General features: G+C 63.1%; 22 protein-coding genes. 10 read left to right on the plus strand and 12 right to left on the minus strand.

The features are described from left to right. Positions 1-27: 27 nt before the first annotated feature. The 5 genes from AUR66_RS19875 to AUR66_RS19895 all read right to left on the minus strand — a co-directional run bounded on the left by AUR66_RS19875 (position 28) and on the right by AUR66_RS19895 (position 6,638). Complete coding sequence (locus AUR66_RS19875) at positions 28-1,107, minus strand: ABC transporter permease (protein WP_082682302.1); 1,080 nt, start codon at positions 1,105-1,107, stop codon at positions 28-30. Beyond that, a complete protein-coding gene (locus tag AUR66_RS19880) occupies positions 1,100-2,326 on the minus strand; it encodes an ABC transporter permease (RefSeq protein WP_058573838.1) in 1,227 nt (408 codons plus the stop codon). Before AUR66_RS19880 ends, AUR66_RS19875 begins: the two co-directional genes overlap by 8 nt. After that, complete coding sequence (locus tag AUR66_RS19885; RefSeq protein ID WP_058573839.1) at positions 2,323-3,903, minus strand: ABC transporter ATP-binding protein; 1,581 nt, start codon at positions 3,901-3,903, stop codon at positions 2,323-2,325. The genes AUR66_RS19880 and AUR66_RS19885 overlap by 4 nt, the downstream gene beginning before the upstream one ends. Positions 3,904-4,010: 107 nt before the next feature. Further along, positions 4,011-5,150 carry a BMP family lipoprotein gene (locus AUR66_RS19890; protein ID WP_058573840.1) on the minus strand — a complete coding sequence of 380 codons (1,140 nt, stop codon included), beginning with the start codon at positions 5,148-5,150 and terminating at the stop codon, positions 4,011-4,013. A gap of 126 nt (positions 5,151-5,276) precedes the next feature. Next, entirely contained in the window at positions 5,277-6,638 is a 1,362-nt protein-coding gene (locus tag AUR66_RS19895; protein ID WP_058573841.1) for a phosphomannomutase, read from the minus strand. A 157-nt stretch (positions 6,639-6,795) separates the two neighbouring features. On the opposite strand from AUR66_RS19895, the gene AUR66_RS19900 reads away from it, so the two are divergent. After that, positions 6,796-7,080, plus strand: coding sequence for an acylphosphatase (locus AUR66_RS19900; RefSeq protein WP_058573856.1), 285 nt, complete (start codon positions 6,796-6,798; stop codon positions 7,078-7,080). Between the two features lie 112 nt (positions 7,081-7,192). Then, the gene (locus tag AUR66_RS19905) at positions 7,193-7,432 is read left to right on the plus strand and encodes a hypothetical protein (protein WP_058573842.1); all 240 of its coding nucleotides are present in this window, start codon (positions 7,193-7,195) and stop codon (positions 7,430-7,432) included. A gap of 90 nt (positions 7,433-7,522) precedes the next feature. Here the strand turns inward: AUR66_RS19905 and AUR66_RS19910 are convergent, their stop codons facing one another. The 5 genes from AUR66_RS19910 to AUR66_RS19930 all read right to left on the minus strand — a co-directional run bounded on the left by AUR66_RS19910 (position 7,523) and on the right by AUR66_RS19930 (position 14,065). Then, positions 7,523-10,033 carry an efflux RND transporter permease subunit gene (locus tag AUR66_RS19910; RefSeq protein ID WP_058573843.1) on the minus strand — a complete coding sequence of 837 codons (2,511 nt, stop codon included), beginning with the start codon at positions 10,031-10,033 and terminating at the stop codon, positions 7,523-7,525. 3 nt (positions 10,034-10,036) lie between these two features. Then, positions 10,037-11,620, minus strand: coding sequence for a COG1361 S-layer family protein (locus AUR66_RS19915; protein WP_058573844.1), 1,584 nt, complete (start codon positions 11,618-11,620; stop codon positions 10,037-10,039). Between the two features lie 182 nt (positions 11,621-11,802). Beyond that, positions 11,803-12,249: a hypothetical protein gene (locus tag AUR66_RS19920; protein WP_058573845.1), complete on the minus strand. Its 447-nt coding sequence runs from the start codon at positions 12,247-12,249 to the stop codon at positions 11,803-11,805. Between the two features lie 357 nt (positions 12,250-12,606). Continuing rightward, entirely contained in the window at positions 12,607-13,344 is a 738-nt protein-coding gene (locus AUR66_RS19925) for a DUF429 domain-containing protein (RefSeq protein ID WP_058573846.1), read from the minus strand. Between the two features lie 34 nt (positions 13,345-13,378). Further along, on the minus strand, positions 13,379-14,065 hold the full coding sequence (locus AUR66_RS19930; RefSeq protein WP_058573847.1) for a winged helix-turn-helix domain-containing protein: 687 nt from the start codon (positions 14,063-14,065) through the stop codon (positions 13,379-13,381). 371 nt (positions 14,066-14,436) lie between these two features. Here AUR66_RS19930 and AUR66_RS19935 point away from each other — a divergent pair, with 371 nt between their 5' ends. From AUR66_RS19935 to AUR66_RS19945, 3 genes are all read left to right on the plus strand, one after another. Continuing rightward, positions 14,437-14,868 carry a DoxX family protein gene (locus AUR66_RS19935; RefSeq protein ID WP_058573848.1) on the plus strand — a complete coding sequence of 144 codons (432 nt, stop codon included), beginning with the start codon at positions 14,437-14,439 and terminating at the stop codon, positions 14,866-14,868. Between the two features lie 141 nt (positions 14,869-15,009). Continuing rightward, a complete protein-coding gene (locus AUR66_RS19940; RefSeq protein ID WP_058573849.1) occupies positions 15,010-15,591 on the plus strand; it encodes a flavin reductase family protein in 582 nt (193 codons plus the stop codon). A gap of 40 nt (positions 15,592-15,631) precedes the next feature. Continuing rightward, positions 15,632-16,279 (plus strand): hypothetical protein, encoded by a 648-nt coding sequence (locus AUR66_RS19945; RefSeq protein WP_058573850.1) that lies wholly within the window; start codon positions 15,632-15,634, stop codon positions 16,277-16,279. A gap of 48 nt (positions 16,280-16,327) precedes the next feature. On the opposite strand, the gene AUR66_RS19950 is transcribed toward AUR66_RS19945, so the two are convergent. Beyond that, positions 16,328-16,762, minus strand: a complete 435-nt coding sequence (locus AUR66_RS19950; protein ID WP_082682303.1) for an SRPBCC family protein — start codon at positions 16,760-16,762, stop codon at positions 16,328-16,330. Positions 16,763-16,820: 58 nt separating this feature from the next. Between AUR66_RS19950 and AUR66_RS21575 the strand changes: the two genes are divergently transcribed. From AUR66_RS21575 to AUR66_RS19965, 4 genes are all read left to right on the plus strand, one after another. Beyond that, complete coding sequence (locus AUR66_RS21575; protein ID WP_157533258.1) at positions 16,821-16,967, plus strand: hypothetical protein; 147 nt, start codon at positions 16,821-16,823, stop codon at positions 16,965-16,967. A 171-nt stretch (positions 16,968-17,138) separates the two neighbouring features. Beyond that, positions 17,139-18,113, plus strand: coding sequence for a phosphomevalonate decarboxylase MvaD (gene mvaD, locus AUR66_RS19955; RefSeq protein ID WP_058573851.1), 975 nt, complete (start codon positions 17,139-17,141; stop codon positions 18,111-18,113). A 78-nt stretch (positions 18,114-18,191) separates the two neighbouring features. Next, positions 18,192-19,325, plus strand: a complete 1,134-nt coding sequence (locus AUR66_RS19960) for an NAD(P)/FAD-dependent oxidoreductase (RefSeq protein WP_058573858.1) — start codon at positions 18,192-18,194, stop codon at positions 19,323-19,325. A 156-nt stretch (positions 19,326-19,481) separates the two neighbouring features. Continuing rightward, a complete protein-coding gene (locus tag AUR66_RS19965) occupies positions 19,482-21,197 on the plus strand; it encodes a sensor histidine kinase (RefSeq protein WP_058573852.1) in 1,716 nt (571 codons plus the stop codon). An 86-nt stretch (positions 21,198-21,283) separates the two neighbouring features. On the opposite strand, the gene AUR66_RS19970 is transcribed toward AUR66_RS19965, so the two are convergent. Beyond that, a complete protein-coding gene (locus AUR66_RS19970; RefSeq protein ID WP_058573853.1) occupies positions 21,284-21,943 on the minus strand; it encodes an SOUL family heme-binding protein in 660 nt (219 codons plus the stop codon). Between the two features lie 171 nt (positions 21,944-22,114). Between AUR66_RS19970 and AUR66_RS19975 the strand changes: the two genes are divergently transcribed. Beyond that, positions 22,115-23,108 (plus strand): acyl-CoA dehydrogenase family protein (locus AUR66_RS19975; RefSeq protein WP_058573854.1); only part of this gene is annotated, 994 nt, incomplete at its 3' end.

A 23,108-nucleotide genomic window follows, 5' to 3' on the forward strand; every position in this document is an offset into this window, starting at 1 on the left:
CGAGCGCCGAATCCGCGAGAGGCGACGTTATCGGTTGTCGTCGCCGGTGTCGTAGTGCTCGCCCGCGGCGGCCGGGATGCGGGTGCGGCCGACGAACGCGAGGACGACGATGACCATCACGAACGGGATGATACGGATGAGTTGCCGGGGGAGCCCGATACCCTGCAGCTGGAGGACGGTCTGCATGGCGTCCAGTCCGGCGAACAGGAGCGTCGAGAAGAACGCTCCGACCGGGTTGTAGTTGCCGAAGAGGTACGCCACGATAGCGATGAACCCCTTCCCGTTGACCATCGTCGGGCCGTTCCCGGTGAACTGCCCGAGGTCCAGCGACAGGGCCGCGCCGCCCATGCCGGCGAGGACACCGGACAGGAGCACGGCGGCGTAGCGGATGCGCGACACGTCGACACCGGCGGTGTCGAGGGCCTTCGGGTTCTCACCGCTGGCACGGACCCAGCGGCCGAACGTCGTCCGGTTGAGGACGTACCACGAGAGTGCGACGGCGGCGAACATCAGGTACACCGTCGGCGAGGCGTCGAACAGTGCCCCGAAGAACGGGATGTCCGAGAGCACCGGGATGGCGATGGTGCCGGGCGTGTCGACGCTCGGGGAGTTCGGACGGCCGTAGATGACCTGCGAGGCGAACGGCGCGAGGCCGAGGGCGATGAGCCACACAGCCAATCCGGCGATAATCTGGTCGGCGCGGAACTCGATGACGACGATGGCGAACAAGAGTGCGAGAAGCACGCTCGCCACGACGCCACCGACGAACCCAATCCAGACGCCACCCGTGATGTCGGTGACGTAGATGGCTGTGAACGCCGAGATGATGAGCAAGCCTTCGAGCCCGATGTTGATGACACCGGACTTCTCCGCGAAGATACCGCCGAGTGCGGCGAGTGCAATCGGGACCGAGAGGCGAAGCGCCGACGAGAGCGTCCCTTCGCTCGTGAGGATGTCGGTGAGTGTCCCCGCAATCGAGTCGGGGAACGCGATGCCTGCCGCGAAGGTGGCGGCGAGGGCGACGATGGCAGCGACGACGGCCGTCGTGCGCGAGGAGAACTCGCCGAACTCACGCCCGAAGAGCGTGGTCGTGTTCTCTTCACTCATTGGACTCACCTCCATCGGTCGCGATGGTTTTTGATTGGTCGGTTGGCTTTACGAGACGGCGGCCGATGAGACGGAAGAACTCGGGCATCGCGACGAAGAGGATGATGAGGCCACGTAGGACGCCGACGAGTTGTGGCGGCACGTCGGTGGCGAACTGCACGGCTGTCGTTCCGCTCTTCAAAACACCGAAGAGGAGTGCGGCGAAGCCAACGCCGAGCGGGTTGTTGCCGGCGAGGATGGAGACGGTGATGCCGTCGAACCCGTACGCCGGGACGCCCGACTGGAACTTGCCGATGACCATCGTCACGTAGAGCGCACCCGCGACGCCACCGAGGGCACCGGAGAGGGCGAAACTCGACACGATGGTCTTGGCGGCGTCGACGCCGCCGTACTCGGCCGCTTCGGGTTGAATCCCGCTCGTCCGCACGTCGTACCCGAACGAGGTGTGTTCGAGGACGTAGTACAGTGCGAACAGCGTGACGACGCCGAAGAAGAGCGCGTACAGCGAGAAGTCCTGCCGAGCACCGAAGAGGAGCGCGGGGAACTGCGCGTAGTCCGGCAGCGGAACGGTCTGATTCGCGGGACTGTTGGGGTCTTTGAACACGTCGCTGACGAGGTAGAGCGTCACCCCCGTGGCGATGAAGTTGAGCATGATGGTCGTGATGACCTCGTTCGCCTCCGCGTACGCCTTCAGGAGACCCGGAATCGCCCCGTAGAGGCCGCCGAAGACGGCACCGACGAGGATACCGAACGGGACCAACACGAGCGTGCCCGTGACACCCGAGAGGAACGGCGAGGCCCAGAGAGTTCCGAGTGCGGCGGCGAGGCCACCGACGACCATCTGACCCTGCGTTCCGATGTTGAAGATACCGGCGCGGAACGCCATAGCCACGGAGAGGCCCGTGAATATCAGCAGCGTGGTCTCACGCATCGTAATCGCGAACTGACCGTCGGGCGACCACCCACCGCGAAGTGGGTCGCCGAGTGCGCCGAGGAACAGTCTGTCGAACACCAACACCGGGTCGTAACAGAACCCGACGTTGAAGTAGTAGACTGCCGACGAGGGTGCGCACGTCGTCATGCGCCCGGCGACGAGGATGAGGACCGTCCCGACGGCGATGGCGAGGACGAGTGACGCGATGCTGATGAGGATGCGCTCGGCGGCCGATGCATCGACGAGTCGGGCCAGCGCGTCGCGTGCGCGGTCACCGACACTCACTGGCTCTCACCGCCCGTGGCCACGCTGTCGACGTCCGCGGCCGAAACGTCGGTGTCGTCGTCGTCCGGGTGTTCCCCGGCCATCAAGAGGCCGAGTTCCTCTTCTGTCGTGTTACTTGGGTCAACCACGTCGATTATCTCTCCTTCGTACATGACGCCGAGTCGGTCCGAGAGGCCCTGGACCTCGTCGAGTTTCGACGAGACGAGCAGGACGGCGACGCCGCGACTCCGGAGTTCGAGGAGTTGCTCGTGGATGAACTCGATAGAGCCAACGTCGACCCCACGCGTCGGGTGGGAGGCGACGACCAGCGCCGGGTCGCGTTCGAACTCACGGCCGACGATGAACTTCTGCTGGTTCCCGCCCGACAGCGACTCGGAGATTGCCTCCGGGTTCGGCGGTCGGACGTCGTACTTCTCGATGATGTCTTCTGCGTGCGAGCGTGTCGCGTTCCAGTCGATTCGGCCGCCGGACTCGAACGCGGGGTTGTGTTGACTCCCGAGAATCGCGTTTTCGACGAGGTCGAAGTCCATCACGAGGCCGCGTTCGTGGCGGTCTTCGGGGATGTACGCCATCCCGCTGTCGATGCGGTGTTGGCGCGAGCGCTTCGTCACGTCTTCTCCACGGAAGGTGATACCGCCGCGTTTCGGTTTGCGGAGTCCGGTGAGCGCTTCGATGAGTTCCGACTGGCCGTTGCCGTCGACGCCGGCGATACCAAACACTTCGCCGGCGCTGACGTCGAACGACACGTCGTCGACGGCGCGAACGCCTCTGTCGTCGTCGACGCTGATGTCGGAGACGGAGAGGATGGTTTCGCCCGTCTCCGTCGGGGGCTTTTCGATGTCGAGGAGGACTTCGCGACCGACCATCAGGTTCGCGAGGTCCTCGCGCGTGGTGTCGTCGGCCTCGACGGTACCGACGTTCCGACCATCCCGAAGGACAGTAATCTCGTCGGCGGCGCGCATCGCTTCGCCGAGTTTGTGCGAGATGAAGATGATGGTCTTTCCTTGCTCAGTCAGTTCTTCGAAAACCTCGAACAGTTCCTCGACTTCCTGCGGCGTCAGCACCGCCGTCGGTTCGTCGAGGATGAGTATCTCGGCACCCCGGTAGAGTGCCTTCAAAATCTCGACTCGTTGTTGTTCGCCAACAGAGATGTCTTCGACCCGTGCGTCCGGGTCGACGTCGAACCCGTACTTGTCGGAGAGTTCGACGACAGCCTCGCGGGCGGCGTCCCTGTCGACGGCGAGGTTGCCCCACTTGGTTGGTTCGTTGCCGAGCGTGATGTTCTCGGTGACGGTCATCGGGTCGACCAGCATGAAGTGCTGGTGAATCATCCCGACGCCCGCGTCGATTGCATCGCGTGGCGATTCGAATCGTCGTTCCTCGTCGTCGATGACGACACGTCCCTCGGTCGGTCGGTAGAGGCCATAGAGGACGTTCATCAACGTCGTCTTGCCGGCCCCGTTCTCGCCGAGGAGTGCGTGTACTGTCCCGCGCTCGACGGAGAGGTCCACGTCGTCGTTGGCGATGACGCCGGGGAACCGTTTGGTAATCCCGTCGAGATGGACGGCTGTAGCCATATGTGTGATTTCCTGTGGTTCGTTGATAAGCGGATAGGTTCGCTGTCGCGCCGGTTCAGACGGTTGACGGGTCCGTCGGACTTAGACGTTCGACGGGTCCGTCGGACTTAGACGTTCGACGGGTCCGTCGGGACTTCGACGTCGCCGGCGACGATAGCCTCGCGGGAGGCCGTGACTTCGTCTTTGACCTCCGTCGGAATCTCGGAGCTGAGGGAGTCACCGTAGACGATGTCCACACCGTTCTGTTCGAGGCCGAGCGAGACGATGCCGCCGCCCTGGAACTCCTCGTTGACGACGGACTCGATGGAGTTGTAGACGGCCGTGTTGACGCGCTTGACCATGCTGGCGAGGATGACGTCCGCGTACGAGGACTTCGTCACCGACTGGTCGCGGTCGACACCGATGGCGAACTTGCCCTGCTCCTGTGCCGCCTGGAAGACGCCCGTCCCGGTGTTACCCGAGGCGTGGTAGACGATGTCCGCACCGCTGTTGTACATCGCGAGTGCCGCTTCCTTCCCCGCTGCGGGGTCGTTGAAGCTTCCCGTGTAGTTCGTGAGGACTTCGACGTCACCGTTTGCGGCCTTCACACCGGCCTTGAATCCGGCTTCGAACTTCTTGATGAGGTCGGACTCGACACCACCGACGAACCCGACGCTCGCGGAGTCGGGGGACGTCGCGCCAGTGCCCGCAGAGAACTCCTGCGTCGTGAGCAGACCGGCCATCTGGCCGACGAGGTACGAACCCTCGTGTTCCGCGAAGACGTAGTTGGCGACGTTCGGCGACTCGACGACGCTGTCGACGAGCATGAAGTTCTGTTCGGGGTACGCCTCGGACGTCTCGATGAGCGCGTCGGTCTGCAGGAATCCGATACAGCAGACGAGGTCGTAGTTCGGGTTCGTCGACTCCGCGAACTGCTGCTGGAACGTCTTGAACTGAGAGACTTCGTCAGGCTGCGACTCGTCGAAGGAGACGCCGAGTTCGTCGCGAGCGCGGATGGCACCCTGCTGGGCCTGGTCGTTGAACGACCCGTCGCCGAGGCCACCAGTCGCGTAGACCATCCCGACGTTCGTCGTGTCCTCGGCGGACTGGGTCGTCTCTTCGGCCGCCGTCGTCGTCTCTTCGCCGCCGTCGCCACCGGACGATTCGGTGGTGGTCGTCTCTTCACTCCCACCGGGGCCGCCGGTACATCCAGCGAGGCCTGTGAGTCCTGCGAGTCCGGTCACTTTGACAAAAGAACGTCTGTCCATAGCTATGTACACCTACTGGTAAAAGGGAGTGGAAAATTGGTTAAAGGTGTCGTTTCGCGGCGTGTGCAAGGCGTTCACAACAAATCCGGGAAAACATCCCGATAGTTTTCCCTTCCGACCTGTCGATTACGCGTGAGAAATTTCGGCCTCGACGACGTCAGTGACCTGGTCGACGAGGGAGTCGACGTCGTCTGCTTCGGCGTAGACGCGGATGTACGGTTCGGTCCCCGACGGGCGGACGAGCGTCCACGACGCGTCGGCGAATTCGAGACGGACGCCGTACTCGGTATCGACCGATTCGGGGTCCATCGCGTCGGGAAGCGACGTTTCGAGTGCGCCCATCGCCGTCGCCTTCTTTTCGTCGGGACACGAGACGCTCACTTTCCGGTACGGGCGCTCAGTGACGGGTTCTCGGAGGCCGTCGAGACCCGACTCGGCGACGAGACGCGAGATGAGCGCCGCGGAGGCGATACCGTCTATCCATCCGCCGAGCGACGGGTGGATGTGCTTCCACGGTTCCGCCGCGAAGACCACGTCGCCACCGTCGGCACGGGCGCTGGCGATTCCCTCGTGGAGGGCGCCGAGACGGACGCGTTCGACACGGCCACCGGCCTCGCGCACGCGTTCGTCGATACGACCCGACGCGTTCGGCGTCGTGACCACGACTGGGTCGTCCACGTCGCTGGTTCGGACGTAGTGCTCGCCGACGATGGCGATGACCGTGTCTTCGTGGACCACGTCGCCGTCGGCGTCGACGACGACGATACGGTCAGCGTCGCCGTCGTGGCCGATACCGAAGTCGAAGTCGCCGTCGGCGACGAACGCACGGAGGTCTTTCAGCGACTCGGGCGTCGGTTTCGACTCACGTCCGGGGAAGTGGCCGTCGACTTGCGCGTTCAGTGTGACGACGTGCGCACCCATGTCGCGGAGTACCTGCGGTGTTCCGAGCGCAGACATCCCGTTTCCACAGTCCACAGCGATGCTGAGTTCGTCGGGGGCAGACCCGTGGCCGCTGGCGAACGCGGTAATCGTGTCACGGTAGTCGTCGAGGACGTCGTTCGTTCCGCTCGTTCCCCAGTGGTCCCACTCGACGGGGGCCATCCCGGATTCGACGCGCGCTTCGATGTCCTGTTCGAGCGGTCGGTCGTACTCCTGCCCGTCGACGAACATCTTGATACCGTTGTCCGTCGGGGGGTTGTGCGACGCGGTGAGCATGACGCCGCGGCGTCCTTGTGACGCGTACGCGAGCGCCGGCGTGGGAACGACACCGATTCGAGTCACGTCGGCACCCGCAGAGAGTAGGCCCGCTTCGACGGCGGCGACGAGTCCCTGACCGCTCGTGCGACCGTCTCGACCGACGACGAATTCGGCCGACGAGTCCGATTCGAGTGCGGCGCGACCGGCGGCCCGGCCGACGCTGAGCGCGAGTTCTGGCGTGACGCGCGCTGTGACACTGCCGCGGATACCCGCGGTGCCGAAGAGTTCCATACCTCAGCGTCGTCGGGGCTCCACTTAGATGCTGACGGTTCGTTGGATGCGTGTGACCCCGGCCCACGGTCGGTGTGGTGTCGATGCGGAGGACCAGACTCCGATGTGCAGTGGGAGAGACACCACGCCTTTGCCGTCGCAGGTCGAATCGCTCGGTATGAGCGACAGTAGTCGGGCGCGCGCCCACGTGTACGTCTCCGGCCACGTACAGGGAGTGTACTACCGAGCGACGACGCGCGATACTGCCCGTGACCTCGGTGTCGACGGGTGGGTGAAGAACCTCTCGGACGGCCGTGTCGAAGCGGTCTTCGAAGGTCCCCGCGACGACGTAGAGTCGATGGTGCAGTGGTGTCACGACGGGAGTCCGATGGCCAGCGTCGACGACGTGGACGTGACCTACGAAGACCCGAGAGGGGAGACAGGGTTCCGGGTCGAGCGGTAAGCGTGACTCTGAACCGGACGGGAGGTGTGTTCGTCCGTCTCCCACCGCGAACGGCCGATGAGTCAGTGAGGCGGCCAAATCGTTCAAGAGGCCAACGAGAGGAATTGGTCGCATGAGCTTCCGGAACGACACGCGCGGAATTGGGGTGGCAAAGCTCTTCTTTACTATCGTCACAGGGGTGGGTCTCGGTCTCTCGCTGGGAACGGCGTTTCTCATCGTTCGGGGGCCGTTCTTCGGCGGACCGGCACTGGACCCGTTCCCGATGATGGGTGTCCTCGCCGTCTTCATCGTCGGCATCCTCGTCGTCTCGTGGGGGACGACGCGACTGTTCGGCGTCGGAACAACCGCCTGACGCGGGGATGCGAGAGAGACGAACGGTGGGCAGGGTGGGCACGAGACAGGGTGGCCCCGCTTTCTGATAAAACGGTTCGCGCCCGCGGCGTCAGTCGGCAGTCGCGGATGCGCCGGTGTCGATGTCGGTGCCACCGAGAGGCACGACTGGGTCGTTGCCGCTGAACCGGTCCCAGAGGACGAGCGCCGACGGGAGGACGAGAATCGACGCGAGGAACGAGTAGACGATACTCGCCGCGGTGAGCAGGCCGAACTGGCCGAGGATGGAGAGGACGGCGAGGACGAGGACGCCCAACCCGAAGACAGTCGTGAGCATACTCCCGGCGAGGGCACCGCCGGTTCCGCGGACGGTCCGGTCGAGTGCCGTCTCCAAGTCGTGTTCGACGCGTTCGTCGATGAATCGATGGACGATGTGGACGGAGTAGTCCACGCCGAGACCGATAGTCAGCGCGAGGACCGTCGCAGTGAACGCGTTGAACGAGATGCCCGAGAGACGCATCGTCCCGGCGACGAACGTGACGGCGACGAGGATTGGCACGAGGTTCGCGAGGGCGAGTGAGGGTCGACCCTCCAGCCACCAGTAGATGAAGATGAGGAAGACACCGGTCCCAAGCATCGAGAGGATGAGACTCTGGACCGCCGAGTCGAGGATGAGGTCGGAGATAGCAGAGAACACGACTACCGCACCCGTCGCGGTGCCCTCGGTTCGGAAGCGGTCTGCCATCTCGCGGGTATCCGCGACGACGGCATCGTCGTCGGCATCTGCTTTCACGCGGTAGTCGACGCGCGACGACGTGTAGTCTTCTGAGATGTACTCGGCCGCGCGCTCAGCCGAGGCGGTGGCGAACAGTGCGTCGTACACGTCGACGATATCGCGGTCAGGGATGCCATCACCATCTCTGTCGTGTCGGGCGACGACGTCGGCGAACTCCTCGTTCTGCTCGGCCTCGTCTCGAATCACCGTCAGGATACTCGTCGAGTCGGCGCGGCGGTCGACCGTGATGAACGTCTCTGGTGGGTCCTGTGCGACCCGGTCGAGTTCTTCGAGGAAGGCGTCGTCTGTCGCCCGGCCTTCCAAGAACACCGTCACGACGCCGCTCTGTGACGACGAAAAGCGTTCTTCGAGGAACTCGATGTCGGCGACGACGCTGTAGTCGCCCGGCGCGAACGGTTCGGGGAGCATCTTCAGATACGCGGGGGCCTCAGACGGCGGGAGGAAGTCTTCTTGTCCGAACTCGGTGTCGACACCGGTCGCGTACCACATCGCGCCCCCGGAGAGGATGAGCGCGACGACGAGAACGACTGCTGGCGCACGCAAGGCCGGCCGAACGCCCACGCGAAGCACCGTCCCGAGTGAACTGCCCTCGCGCCCGAGCGGTGCCTGACTGAACGTCGGAATCGGATACCGCTGGCGGAGGCGGTCGATTTCGACTTTTGCGGCGGGGAGGAAGACGCCGAAGACGAAGAACGTGAAGACGATACCAATCGCGGCGACGACGCCGAAGTCTCGAATCGGCGTGAGGTTGCTCACGAGGTTCGAGAGGAACCCGATGACCGTCGTGCCGGTGACGATGAAGAACGCGACGAGCAGTTGGTCGGTCGCTTTCCGCATCGACTCGCCCACGTCGTAGCCGTCTGCTCGGACCTCTCGGTAGCGGTTGACCGCGTGGATACCGAAGTCGATGCCGACTGCGAGCAAGAGTGGCGGCACGGCAATCATGATTTGGTTGAACGGGATGCCCGCGAGGCCGAGGAACCCGAACGTCCACACGAGGGCCATTCCGAGCGCTACCGTCCCCAACATGAGGTCTACGAGGTCACGGTACGCGACGACGAGGAACAGCACGATGAACAACACCGCCGCAGGAACGACGATGATGAGCGAGTCGGTGATGACGGTGCCGAACTCGTCGGCGATGACCCCGGACCCAAACACCGAGATGTCGCCGCCGACGGTGGCGACGATGCGCGTCGCCTTCTGCTGGATGGGGGTCAGCGGACTGTCACCGCCCTGTCCAGCACCCGACTCGTCGGCAAGCGGAATCGAGTGTGTGACGACGCCGATGGTCGCAGTCGCCCGGGGTTCGGTCGGGTTGAAGTCGTCGGCGAGGAGGCCGACGAATCGCGGGTTGTCGGCGTTCTCACGGACCGCCGCAGCGACTTCGGCGTCGGTCGCTCGTTCCATGGCACGGACCTGCGCGTCGAGCGTCTCGGCGTCAGGGTCGAGTGTCTGGGCGACGACAGACGCCGCGCTGGCGGTCTGAACGACACGCAAATCCTCGCGGTCAGCGAGTCGTTTCTGCGCTTCGAGCATCCGCACGAGTTCGCGTCTGGTGAGGACGTTCGGCGCGCGCTGGATGAGTTGTGTACTGCCCGTTCCCTCCTGGAATCGGGGCGTGAACTCCTCGGTGATTCGCGTGAACGCTTCTTCTTCGGGAACTTCCTCGGCGAACTGGTCGGTCCCAGACTCCGTCTCGACTGCGCTCAGACCCGCCCCGAAGATTGCCGTGAGGACGACGAAGGTCAGGATGACTCGCCGCGAGTGGTTGACGATTTTGTCGTCCGCCCAGTCGATGAACCACTGGGGGTCCAGTCTGGCCACGACTCAGCGCCGCCCCCTCCGGCGAACGACGAGGAACCCGGCACCGCCGGCGGCGACGAGGAGCACCGCCGCGCCGACGATGGGGAACGACAGGCCGAACGGGAGCGACCCACCGTTTTCGACCGCTTCGACGCGGACGGGGACGCGGTAGGCGTCGGATATCGTCGTGTCACCCTCCTCGTTCTCGTAGCGGAAGTCGAGTTCGACCGGGTAGTCTTTCTCCAGTGCGCTCCCTGCGGCGGCAACGTCGAAGACGAGCGTCGCCGACTCGCCCGGTCCGAGTTCGTCGACAAACGCTTCGGAGTCACCCGACGACAGTGGGTCTTCGAGGTAAATCTTCGCCGAGATGTCGCGGAGCGTCTCGTCTCGGTCGTTGACGACGGTCACGCGGAGTTCGCCGGAGCGACCGGGTGCGACCGTTCCTTCGTCGACGGTCACGTCGAACTCGGGTGAGGAGGGCGCGACGTCGACACGGATGTCGATGTCGTCACTCGTCCGACGTTCACCCTCGGTGTCGCGGTAGGTGACAGTCGCCGTGTACTGCCGCGGGCCGGCGTCGGCACCTTCGGCGACCTGCACGTCGAAGGAGAAGGGTGCGCTCGCACCGGGGGCGAGGTCACCGACAGCGTACTCGGTTTCAGTCGCCGTCGCACTTCCCTCGGGGAGCGAGAGTTCCACGACGACGTTACGGACAGGGGTCGCACCGTCGTTCACGACGGTTCCGACGAGTTTCCCGTCGTCACCGACGCGGAGGGTGCTTTCGACGTTTTCGAGGCTGAACGACTGCTCGGCCACGGGGAGGAATCCAGCGGCGAGTGGCGAGTACTGCGACCGAGCACCGTCTGGGTCCTCGTAGACGATGTCGACAGCGAGGACGTATCCACGCGTCGACCCATTCGCACTGAGCGAGGTGTCGTAGACGAAGGTTCGGTTCTCACCGACGGGCCACTCCGGTGCGAACTGCGTCGCCGTCTCGGTTCCGTCGAACGTCACCTCTGGAGACTGCGAGGTGACGGCGACGACGGTGTTTCGGGCGTCGAGTTCGCCGACGTTCTGAATCGTGAGTGCGACGGCACCTTGCCCACCGACGGGGACGGTGGAGTCAGACCCGACGACGGCGAACCGGACGCGTTCTTCGACGCGGAGGGGAACGTCGAGGTTGTACGTCCGGCGGTGAGCGTTGTCGAACTCGTAGGTCACTCGCAGTCGGAGGTCGTACTCGCCTGCGGCGATGTTCTCGGGCGCTTCGACGGCGAATTCGACCTCTCTGGTGTCACTGTCGTTCATCGTTCCGACGAACACGTCACCAGTTCTGACGACGAACGGGGTGTTCGCGGACCTGAGTTCGACCCGGACGTTCTCTGCCGTCTTCGACACGTCCTCGGGCTTGACAGGGTCGTTCGAAAAGCCGACAGTGACTGTCGTCTCTTCACCCGGTTGAACTACCGGGTTGACGACGTACGCGCGAAACACGGGAACTTTGTTCGGTGTCCGTTCTTCTTCTGGTGCTTCCTGTGCCACGACACCCATGGGGACCGAAGCGAGGACGAGCAATACGGCAAACAGGATTGCGAAGTGACTCTTCATTGTCTGTGTCCGGGGAGTGTAGACAGACCGCGCCCCGGTACGCGGGTCTCCGTGGAGGACGCCTTGCGAGCGACCCAACTAGCCGTTGATACGTCACGAACAGGCAAATAGCGGTATGCGGTGCGTTCCTGACTGTCAGCGGTTGCTGATTGTTCGTCTGTCAGGGCGTTCGCGTGGGGTCGTCACCGAACCTGCTCGTCTACGCCGAGTTCGTCCATCGCGCGGACGACGACGTACGCCTCGACGAGGTCACGTCGTTCGACCATCGGGTCGTCAGCGTTGTCGATGACTTCGGTGGCGTCGTCGAGGAGTCGACGCTCCTGTTCGGTCTGGTCGGGTTCTGCGCGAGTGCTGTTCAACAACGCCTCGAAGTCCTCACGGATGCTGAAGTCGGCACGAGCGACGTTACACCGTGAGAGTGGGTGCATCCCCATGTCCAGGACCAACTCGGAGACGAGTTTCCAGTCACTCTCACAGAACTGGAGCGTCACGTCGCCGACGATGTCTCGCCACGCAATCGGTGCGGCGTTTCGCATGAGCGTCACTGCCCGCGGAGGGACGGCAATCCGTGCGACGGTCTTGGGGTCGTCGCAGAGACAGCACGGTTGGTCCGTCCTGCCGGTGTACATGCCGGGGCCTAAGGAGTCTGGAGACATGTACGTTTGGGGCGAAAGAGCACGATGCAGCGGGGTTCTCGACAGCGAACAGACTGGCTAGTACTGGACGAGGAGGCACGGGGTTCGACGCCCGGGGCGGGGACAGTCGAACCCAGATTTGGCAGCGGGTGGCGCGACCGGCGGAAAAGCTGGCACTGAATCACGCGATTGGGCTAGGCTGGGCGCACTTTGGGTGTAGCATCGGCCACGCCAACAGCATAGTTGTGAACCAGGCATAAATATCTTCTTGCAATTATCGTATGTCCACATATTGTGCACTATATATTTCTACGCTCAAATTATCGGCATAGATAGTTTGCTTCTACAAGTTTACTGACGTTCCAATTCCGAGGTCTGCGGGACGTGTATCGCCATCGGGAGGCCAGTCGCGTCGGAGGGAGGTGATTCGGGGAGTGTGACGAGTGGGTACGTCGCCGCCACGGCGAGGGCGAGAGCGTCGACGACGTCGTCGCGGGCGACGTCCCGGCGGAGGGTGTCCGCCAGCGTGTCGCGGTAGACTCCTCTCGGGTCGTCGTCATTGGCGACGCACTGAAGCACGTCGAGACGACGCTCGCGTCCCTCGACAGTCGACTTCGACTCGGTGAGAGGTTCGCCGGCGAACGCCGCGAAGGCGAGTTCTGGATGCGCTTCGCGGACCAATTGGCGAGCACGAGGCCTCGATTGGAGCACGTCGTCCACGGCGCGAATCTTCGGGACTAGATTCCACGCCTGAATCGAGAGTCCGGCACCGGTTCGCTCGCGGTTCCGCGCACTCGCCTGCTCGTGTGAGGAGACGTCGAGGACGTCCCTGACAGGGGCGAAGAAGACGGTCGATGCACGACTCCCGAGTCGCGTTCGGGCCTCGACGTCACACGCTCGGCGCTCGGACGTGGAGAGTCCGATTGGCACGTCGACCAACACGAGGTCCGCGTCTCGAGCATCTGCGTCGTTCCACACGGATTGGAAGTCCGAAACGACACGAATCGCGAACCCGTCGGGTGAATAGTACGCACAGACCCATCCCGCGCGGCACCCATCGACGCCGACGACAGTTCGTGAAGCGGGCACAGTCCACTGCTACGGACCGGTCACCAAAGAAGTATCAGTCGTCAGCGTCGAGAGAAACGGCACTCGTCGTCTGGACACAGGTGTCGACTAGCCCTTCGATAGTGGTGTCGAACGCCTTCTTGACCGAGACGAGGAGTTTCACGTCGTCGTTCAACGGCACCCGGACGACCAGCGCCTTTTCGAGGCCGACAGCGATGTACTCTGGACCGCCCGCTGGGAGGTCACCGAGTGGTTCGTCTAGTGGTTCCTCGTTGGCGAGCGTCGAGACGACTGTCTTGAGCGTCTCTTCGTCGTATTCGTCGTACAGGCTCGGTGACGAGAAGTGAACCCACGCCCGACTCGGTTCACACCAGGCGATAGCCCGGAGAGAGTCACTATACGTCGTTTGGAGTTCACTGACCAACTCAGGTTCGGGAAAGCCGTCGGCATCGACGACAGTGAGGTCGACTCGCTGGTCTAACGCGACCCGTTCGTAGGCGAGTTCCCCCAGGTCAGTCAGGCCGTACAGTCGTCCCTTCTGTTGTGACTCGGGAACGAGGAGTTCGACGATTCCCTGGTCACGCAACTCGGAGAGTGCACGTGATACGTGCGGTTGTGCGAGGTCGGTCTCGGTCGCGATACGCGACGGGAGTCCGGACCCGTGTTCGGAAAGGTATTCACACACTGTGAGGCGGTAGCGAGAACTCGCAATGTATCCTGCAGAGTCCCATGTCTCAGTCATGGCTCTCGATAGCCTCAGTTGTTTTCATCATTACTGACACGTCCCAAATAGATATCACGGTGTAGCGGGGTATATCTTTCGTGCCGTGGCCTAGACTACCATATTCATACCATATTGGCTCTGTAACTCAAAAATCAGCCGACTCGGCGTCGTTCAAATAATAGGTTTACCGAACCGCACGATTCGACCTCTCTTGTTTGTCATGTGAGAGTTCGGTGATGGAGATGTCACCCGGTACACCCCCGGTTACCCGGTGACACTGGTGTCAGCAAACGTATATGTTGGTTCCGTCTCGTACCAGATAACGTAATGTTAGCACCATCTTCCGAGGCGGAACAGTTTACGACCGATGCCGCGACGGAGGTTCGCGCATGAGCACCACGCTCCAGTTTGCCGGCGCGGGAACGGACGTCGCGTTCCTCGCCGCTCGCGTCCTCTTCGGTGCGGTCATCGCGTTCATGGGGCTCAATCACTTCATGAACGTCGACCAGATGTCTGGATACGCAGAGATGAAGGGCCTGCCGGCACCACGCTTCGGCGTCGTGTTCTCCGGTGGGATGCTCGTGTTCGGTGGTCTCGGTATCGCTGCCGGTGTCTTCCCGGCACTCGCCGCGGGCGCAGTTGCGCTGTTCTTGCTCGTCAGCACGCCACTGTTCCACAACTTCTGGGCCGTCCCCGAAGACCAACAGCAGTCCGAGATGACCGACTTCCTGAAGAACGTGGTCATGCTCGGTGGGGCACTCGTCTTCCTCGCGCTCAGTAGTGTCACGTGGCCCTACGCTATCGGTGTCGGCCTGTTCTGAGATCGTCTCTCGACTCAGCCACCCTCACTCCTGCCCGAGACGACGGACACACCACACATTCATTCACTCACACTCCCCTTTCCACTACATGACCACACTCAGATTCGAAAAATTCCGACAGAACACGACGGAGGCACACTGATGGAAGGTGAACCGACCGCATTCGGGTCGGCGTACCGACTGCTCTCCGGGTCCGTCGTTCCACGGCCGATTGCGTGGGTCAGTTCCCGTGGCGACGACGGCGACAACCTCGCGCCGTACAGTTTCTTCACTGTCGCCAGCATCGACCCACCGATTCTGGTGTTCGCGCCCGTGGGCCACGGCCCGTCGCTGAAAGATACGCCACGCAACGCCATCGACCACGGCGAGTTCGTCGTCAACGTGGTCACGAGTGACCTCGCCGAGGCGATGAACCAGACTGCTGCGACAGTCCCCGCCGGCGTCGACGAGTTCGAACACGTCGGAATCGAGAAGGCCGAAGCAGTCCGCGTCGATGCCCCACGCGTCGCGGCGGCAGCCGTCTCCTTCGAGTGTACGCTCTACGACAGCATGGAAGTCGGGTCGTCGACACTCGTCCTCGGCGAAGTCGTCTACGCCCACGTCGCAGACGAGGTGCTGACCGACGGCAAACTCGACACGACGAAACTCGACGCCGTCGGCCGACTCGCCGGGAGTCAGTACACCAGAACCGACGACCGATTCGAACTCGTCCGCCCGGAGTAGCGGGGAAGCTTTATTTCGAGGTATTTTGTCTGTTGGCGCAATGAGCGACGTGTCGTTGTCGAGTGTACTCTCGTTTCTCGATGCTGACGATGTGGCGACGGTCGTCCGACGAATCCACGCCGAACGCGGGGAGCGAACGAAACGAACCGAACGAGACGGGCGAACGTTCCTCTTCGTCGCACCGGACGGCGCGAACCAACCAACTGGCGTCACGTGGGTCGACGTGGCGGCCGAGTTCGACGACCGGACTGTCGAAGTCTTCGCCGAACGGTGCGAGTCGCAAGGCGTCGACGGGACACTCCTGACGACGGGCGACGAAGCACAGGCCAGAGAGACACTCGCGTTCGCGTTCGCTACCGAAGACCAACTCGAAGAACCCGAGTCGAAAGAGGACGAACCGCGCTTGCTCGTCGAACCGGAAGAGGTTGCGGTCCCCATCACGCTGGAGACACTGGACGACCTCGTAGACGACGTCGAGTCTGCCGGCCTCGCAGACGACATCGTCGACGAGTACCACGAACCCCACCAACCGGAGTTCGAAGAAGTCCTGGACGAAGTCGACGCCGAGGAAGCGGCGAACGCAGACGCAGCAGCCCAGAACGCTGGTTCTGGTGTCGGTATCGTCGTCGCACTCGTCGCACTCGTCGCACTCGCACTCGTCGGGGGCCTGCTGTTGGGCGTGTTCTGAAGAGACACCTCGGGTCGGTCTCCAGTTACTGTGCTACTCGGCTGTCGCTCAGTTCTTCTCGCTCGACGTCGCGAGTCGTTCGATTCGCCTGAGTGCAACAGCACAGACCGCCGCGTACGGACTGGCGACGACCGGAACCTCGAAGGCGACTTCACACCGGTCTACACCGACGGGCGTAACGCGATGGCCAGTTGCAGGCACTCCGGCGACGCGCCACGTCCACCGATGCTCGTCACAGGTTTCGATGGTGAACGGGACCCAGACGCCTGCGACTCGAACTTCTCCCTGAGTCCCCGCCTCGATTCGACCCTCTACGCCGCGAACCGCCGAGACACTCGGCCCCCACTCCGGCCAGTCGTCGACCGACACCAACACGTCCCAGACGACGGCCGCCGGTGCAGAAACCACGCGAGAGACGACGAGACGCCTCCCGTCGGTCGTCTGCGCTACTCGCGTTCGTGTCCCGCGTCTGTCGTGTTTCATGAACCTAGTATGCTAATAAGTCGTAATATAATATTGGCGAAAGGCTTATGCTCGGACCGTGGTAGACAGTAGCAAGGCACACACGATGCACACCGAAAACCGACCGAAACCGACGATGCGAGACGTTAGCCACACACCACCGACAGGCGAGAGCGTCACGAACGTCTGGGAACGTGGAAACGAATTAGACACGGACGACGAATAACGAATCCTCGAGAGACCCATCACCGCTACTGTTTGGAGTCAGTAGCACAACCATCCTCTTTGCGCGGGACGTGACCGGCGACCCATCACTGGGAATCTGACCGCTCCTCTGCGGCCAGAAGGTCCGCTACCTATCGGGACGTTTAACCCCCAGTCTGACGCCCATTCGAGCATGAAGGCCACCGCTAAGGCCCACCCGATTCAGGGCCTCGTGAAGTATCACGGGATGCGAGACACGGAGCGCCGAATGCCGTACCACGACAGTATCAGCGTCTGTACGGCACCGAGTCAGACGAAGACGACGGTCGAATTCCTCCCCGACGCCGACGAGGACGTCTACGTCATCGGCGGCGAGGAAGTCGAGGGGCGCGGTGCAGAGCGAATCTGTGCCGTCGTCGACCGAGTCCGTGAACTCGCTGGCTTCGACCACCGGGTTCGACTGGAGAGCGAGAACTCCTTCCCCTCGAACATCGGGTTCGGGTCGTCGGCGTCCGGGTTCGCCGCCGCCGCGATGGCACTCGCCGAGGCCGCCGAACTCGACATGACTCGTCCCGAAATCTCGACTATCGCCCGCCGCGGGTCGGCGTCTGCCGCGCGCGCCGTCACGGGGGCGTTCTCGCACCTCTACTCGGGCATGAACGACGTGGACTGCCGCTCCGAGCGTATCGAGACCGACCTCGAAGACGACCTGCGAATCGTCGCCGCGCACGTCCCCGCGTACAAGGAGACTGAACAGGCACACGCCGAGGCGGCCGACAGTCACATGTTCCAGGCCCGGATGGCCCACATGCACGCGCAAATCGACGACATGCGTGAGTACCTCTACGAGGCCGACTTCGACGCTGCCTTCGAACTCGCCGAACACGACTCGCTCTCGCTCGCGGCGACGACGATGACCGGCCCCGCCGGGTGGGTCTACTGGCAACCGCGCACCATCGCCGTGTTCAACGCCGTCCGCAAACTCCGCACCGAAGAAGATATCCCGGTCTACTTCTCGACGGACACCGGCGCGAGCGTCTACGTCAACACGACCGCCGAACACGTCGACCGTGTCGAGGAAGTCGTCGCCGACTGCGGCGTCGAAACCGACGTGTGGTCCGTCGGCGGTCCCGCCGAGATTCTCGACGAGTCCGAAGCGTTGTTCTAACCGCAACTACCCGACCAGTGTCGGCACGGCGTGTCCGGTGCCGTCACCCTCATTTCTCTCGCGCCCGACGTGGTAGCCATGCGTGTCCTGGTCCTCGGTGCCGGGTACGCGGGCCTCACACTCGCCCGTGAACTCGAACGCCGACTCCCTGCCGACGCCGACTTGACCGTGGTGAACGACTCGCCGTATCACCTCGTCCAACACGAAGTCCACCGCGCGATTCGCCGCCCATCTGTCGCCGACCCCATCCAGGTCCCACTCGACGAGGCGTTGACTCGTGCCGACGTGGTGGTCGACCGAGTGACGAGCGTGGATACCGAGTCTCACCGGGTCCACCTCGCGGACGGAGAGTCACTTTCTTACGACTACTGCGCCGTCTGTCTCGGAGCAGAGACCAACTACTACGGGATTCCGGGTCTCGAAGCACACGCCCTCCCGCTGAAACGACTCGACCACGCCGAAGCAATCCGCGCCCGATTCTTCGACGAGTGCGACGAGGGCGGAACCGTCGTCGTCGGTGGGGCAGGTCTCTCCGGGATTCAGGTCGCGGGCGAACTCGCCGCCCTGCGTGACGAAGAGAACGCCCACACGGACATCGTCCTCGTCGAGCAGTTGGACACTGTCGCGCCGTCGTTCGCCGAGAACTTCCAGCGAGCAGTCCGAGACGAGTTACTCGACAGAGGCGTCGAACTCAGAACCGAGACGACGGTCCAGTCGGTCACGGCCACGACTGTCGAGACAGACACCGGCGACATCGACTACGACATGCTCGTCTGGACAGGCGGGATAACCGGTGACGAGGCGATGGGCAACGAACGACCGTCAGTCAGGGCCGACCTTCGACTCGACAGCAGGACGTTCGTCGTCGGCGACGCCGCCCGTGTCGTTGACGCCGATGGAGAACCGGTCCCTGCGAGTGCGTCTGCCGCCCTCCGCGAGGCGAAAGTCGTCGCTGCCAACATCGCAACACAGGTCATCCACGAGCAATCGGGGGACCCCGGCGACTTCCCACCGCGTCCGAAACCCTATCGGTTCGAGGTTCCGGGGTGGATTGTCTCGGTCGGTGACGGCGCTGTCGCACAGGTCGGCCCGAGCATCTTCCGTGGAAGTGCAGCAAAAGCGATGAAGGCGACTGTCGGTGCCGGCCACCTCACGTCCGTCGGGGCCGTCTCACGGGCAGTGACGCTCGTCGAAGAAGAGATGAACACCTGAAGACGGCGAGTCGTGGGGGCGAGGGGGTGCCCCAATCTTCTCCGGTCTGAGAAAGTCTAATATACCCGGGTACAATCCGGTGATATAGGCCGATGATACCGAGACGGACGACCGAACAACTGGGTCGCCAGCAGTGACGGCGAGTGGCTAGTGGCGATGGAGTGGCAACACACGCTCTACGCCTACCCGATGGTCTTCGCGGCAGTCGTCGCCGCCATCCTCACGGGGTACGCTATCGAGTACGTCCGTCGGAACGGTCGGAACCCCATCGCCGTGTCGTTCGCCGCGTTGACCGCGACGGTCACCTTCTGGACGGCGATGACGACGGTCAAACTCCTCTTGGTCGACCCGGCAGCGAAACTCCTCGCCTACAAAGTCCTTCACCTCGGTGGGGCGCTGGCACCGCCGACGTTCCTCGTCTTCGCACTCGCGTACACTGACCGTCACGAGTGGCTCGACCGGCGCGTCGTCGCGTCGCTGTACGTGGTTCCACTCGTGTTTCTCGTCGTGCTGTTCAGCAACCCACGAGAGTTGGGCTACACCGGGGTCGAACTCGGGACGGTGAGCGACGTGGTCACCCTCTCGGTTACCGACGGCCCCGTGAGCGTGGTCGGACTCGTCTACGGACTCGTCGTGCTCTTTCTCGCCCTCGGACTCTTGGCCCAGTACGCACTGGAGTTAGACCGCACGTTCAGGACGCAATCTGGACTCCTGCTCGTGGGGATGGCCGTGCCAACCGTCGTCGCCATCTTAGAACTGACAGACACGCCGCCACTCGGCGGGGGTGTGAACTTGATTCCGGCGTCGTTGGCGGCTCCAGCAGTCACGTTCGGACTCGCCGCCTACCAGTTCAAACTCCTCGACATCCTCCCCATCGCCCACGCGACTATCGGTGAACACGTGACGGATGGTCTCGTCGTCCTCGACACCGACGAAGTCGTCGTCCACACGAACGACCACGTGGCGGACCTCCTCGGCACGGACGAGTCACTCGTTGGGAGACACGCGAGAGAAGCTATCCCGCAGTACGACGAACTCGGTGGAGGACACACCTCGGTCGATGCACTCGTCGAGGGGAACCGCTACGTCGAGGTGACGCGCATCCCGCTTGACCAACCGGGGGGACTCGTCGGGTGGGTACTGTCGATTCGAGACGTCTCTCTTCGGAAGCAGTACGAACTGTCACTCGAGTCCAGAAACGACGAACTCGAAGTCCTCAACCGAATCGTCCGCCACGACATCCGAAACGACATGCAACTCGTCACGTCGTACGTCGACCTCGTGACAGACCGTGAGTCGCTCTCTCCTGAGAGTCGCACCTACCTGGATACCGCACACAGACGGGCGAAACACACGGTCGAACTCACCGACCTCTTGGGACAGTTGATACGGGCGTCGAACGACGACGAGCGTCGCTACCGCGTCGATGCGAGCGCCGTCCTCACGAGCGCTGTCGAGAGCGTCCGGGACGGCTACCCGAACGCCACTATCTCCGTCGACGACGCTCCGACTGCGGTAGTCCTCGCCAACGACCTGCTCGATTCGGTCTTCGTGAACATCCTGAAGAACGCAGTCGTCCACAGCGACGTGGACGAACCGACTATCGACGTCTCTGTCACCGTCGGCGACGAGACAGTCTGCGTCGACTTCGCCGACGACGGCCCGGGCATCCCCGACGAACGAAAGCCAGACGTGTTCGAAAAAGACACCAAAGGCCTCGAAAGCCCCGGAACCGGAACCGGCCTCTATCTGGTCGAGACCATCGTCTCGAACTTCTCCGGCACCGTCTCGATAGCTGATAACGACCCGCGCGGGACGTCGTTCACCGTCGAGTTACCACTCGCAGAGCCTGTTACCACCTTGGGGGAGTGACCGGGTCACGTCGACAACGACACCGGTTCGAACTCTCGGAGGCCGAAGTACGTCACGAGTATCGCACCGAGACTGGCCTTCCCGCGCTACGTCGACTCCTGTCCTCGCTCTCGGCGCTGAACCTCGACGGCGACTTCGTTGGTCCGGAAAATCGGCAGCGTCGACGGTGGGTCGTACTGCATGAGGAATGGTTCCCCGACGACGGCGATGCCGGTGTCTGCGAGCGTCTGGAGAAGTGAATCCATCTCTCGTCGGGTTCGCCGACCAGTCGCGTACCACGAGAACTGCCGGACTGCGAGCGTTCGCGCGGGGTGTTCGACGAGTTCCACGTCGGGGTCGGTCGGTCGTGGCGCAGAATCGTAGTCGTACGACGACGGGAGGAAGAACGCCATCTGCACGCCGGAGTCGGTTCTGTCCGTGGCGACTGGGGCCGTCATCGGAATCTTCGTTCCAGATTCCGGGCCAACTAGTTCAGTCGCCACAGGTGCCGTCATCGAGACGTCCTCTCGACGTTGATTCGCCCCGGAGATGTAGCGGAAGAGTCGCCGAAACGCGATGCCGGTGTTCTGTGCCGTCGTCTCGACGGTCACCGTCGTCGGATAGCGACGAATCTCCACGTCGTCGACTGACTCGACCACGGTGTACGGAACCGTCTCGGTGTCTGTCGAACGAGTAGCGCGTGATAGCGCTGTGGCAGCGAGTGCGACGCCGATTCCAGCGAGAGCGAACTTCGTACGGCGCTTCATGGACAGCATACGTCAGCGAGCGATAAGACCGATTCGGGGGCGAACGTCCCCGCTCGAACGAGTCTCCAAACTCGTCCTGAAAAACGGGCAACAGGCATTTTCCCGTTTCCACTCGTTGCACGTTGTTCCGAGTGTGACAAACATTATTGGCCACGTTTGTGTCTATCAATCATGGACTTCAAACTCACAGAGGAACAACGAGCCATTCGAGACGAGGTTCGTCGGTTCGCCGAGAACGAGATTGCGCCTGTCGCCAGCGAGTACGACGTCGAAGAGAAGTACCCCTACGACATCGTGCAGAAGGCGGCCGAGATGGGTCTGACTGGGGCGCACTTCCCCGTCGAGTACGGCGGCGTCGGGTACTCCTCGCTGGAGAACGCCATCGTCACCGAGGAACTGTTCGCAGTCGACCCCGGCATCGGCCTCTGTATCACGAGCGCTGGCTTTGGCGCTGAAGCCATCATCAACTTCGGGACCGAAGAGCAGAAAGAGCGCTTCCTGCCACCAATCGTGGAGGGTGAGTCCGTCATGGGCGCGGCTATCAGCGAACCGCAGGCCGGGTCCGACGTGACCTCCGTGAAGACCCGCGCCGAGAAAGACGGCGACGAGTGGGTCCTCAACGGCAACAAGATGTGGATTACGAACGGGAGCGTCGGCGACTACTTCGTCGTCATGTGCGAGACTGACCCCGAGGTGGACGACCGATACTCGGGATTCTCCCAGATTATCGTCGAGGCCGACCGAGATGGCTTCTCGGCGGACAAGATTACGGGGAAGATGGGCATCCGCGCCAGCGACACCGCCGAACTCATCTTGGACGACGTTCGCGTCCCCGAAGAGAACCTCGTCGGGACGCGCGGCATGGGTTTCCTCCAACTCATGCAGTTCTTCGACGAGACGCGCACCGCCGTCGCCGCACAGGGTGTCGGCATCGCCAAGGGTGCCTGCGAGCAGGCACTCGAGTACGCCAAGGAACGCGAGCAGTTCGGTCGCTCTATCAGTGACTTCCAGGCCATCCAGCACAAACTCGCCGAGATGCACACCGCCACCGAGGCGGCCCGGCAACTGACCTACAAGTCCGCGTGGAGTGTCGACAACGACGAAGGCCAGTTGACGGCCCTCGCGTCGATGGCGAAAGAGTTCGCCTCGAACGTCGCCACCGACG

The organism is Haloferax profundi (genome assembly GCF_001469865.1).
In the GTDB taxonomy this organism is placed as follows: domain Archaea; phylum Halobacteriota; class Halobacteria; order Halobacteriales; family Haloferacaceae; genus Haloferax; species Haloferax profundi.

Coding starts and splice junctions, on each gene's coding strand:
- AUR66_RS19920 (WP_058573845.1), bottom strand. CDS start 12,249: ATGTACACCGGCAGGACGGACCAACCGTGCTGTCTCTGCGACGACCCC.
- AUR66_RS19950 (WP_082682303.1), bottom strand. CDS start 16,762: ATGAAACACGACAGACGCGGGACACGAACGCGAGTAGCGCAGACGACC.
- AUR66_RS19915 (WP_058573844.1), bottom strand. CDS start 11,620: ATGAAGAGTCACTTCGCAATCCTGTTTGCCGTATTGCTCGTCCTCGCT.
- AUR66_RS19905 (WP_058573842.1), top strand. CDS start 7,193: ATGAGCTTCCGGAACGACACGCGCGGAATTGGGGTGGCAAAGCTCTTC.
- AUR66_RS19960 (WP_058573858.1), top strand. CDS start 18,192: ATGCGTGTCCTGGTCCTCGGTGCCGGGTACGCGGGCCTCACACTCGCC.
- AUR66_RS19970 (WP_058573853.1), bottom strand. CDS start 21,943: ATGAAGCGCCGTACGAAGTTCGCTCTCGCTGGAATCGGCGTCGCACTC.
- AUR66_RS19945 (WP_058573850.1), top strand. CDS start 15,632: ATGAGCGACGTGTCGTTGTCGAGTGTACTCTCGTTTCTCGATGCTGAC.
- AUR66_RS19935 (WP_058573848.1), top strand. CDS start 14,437: ATGAGCACCACGCTCCAGTTTGCCGGCGCGGGAACGGACGTCGCGTTC.
- AUR66_RS19940 (WP_058573849.1), top strand. CDS start 15,010: ATGGAAGGTGAACCGACCGCATTCGGGTCGGCGTACCGACTGCTCTCC.
- AUR66_RS19930 (WP_058573847.1), bottom strand. CDS start 14,065: ATGACTGAGACATGGGACTCTGCAGGATACATTGCGAGTTCTCGCTAC.
- AUR66_RS19895 (WP_058573841.1), bottom strand. CDS start 6,638: ATGGAACTCTTCGGCACCGCGGGTATCCGCGGCAGTGTCACAGCGCGC.
- AUR66_RS19900 (WP_058573856.1), top strand. CDS start 6,796: ATGAGCGACAGTAGTCGGGCGCGCGCCCACGTGTACGTCTCCGGCCAC.
- AUR66_RS19890 (WP_058573840.1), bottom strand. CDS start 5,150: ATGGACAGACGTTCTTTTGTCAAAGTGACCGGACTCGCAGGACTCACA.
- AUR66_RS19875 (WP_082682302.1), bottom strand. CDS start 1,107: ATGAGTGAAGAGAACACGACCACGCTCTTCGGGCGTGAGTTCGGCGAG.
- mvaD (WP_058573851.1), top strand. CDS start 17,139: ATGAAGGCCACCGCTAAGGCCCACCCGATTCAGGGCCTCGTGAAGTAT.
- AUR66_RS19885 (WP_058573839.1), bottom strand. CDS start 3,903: ATGGCTACAGCCGTCCATCTCGACGGGATTACCAAACGGTTCCCCGGC.
- AUR66_RS19965 (WP_058573852.1), top strand. CDS start 19,482: ATGGAGTGGCAACACACGCTCTACGCCTACCCGATGGTCTTCGCGGCA.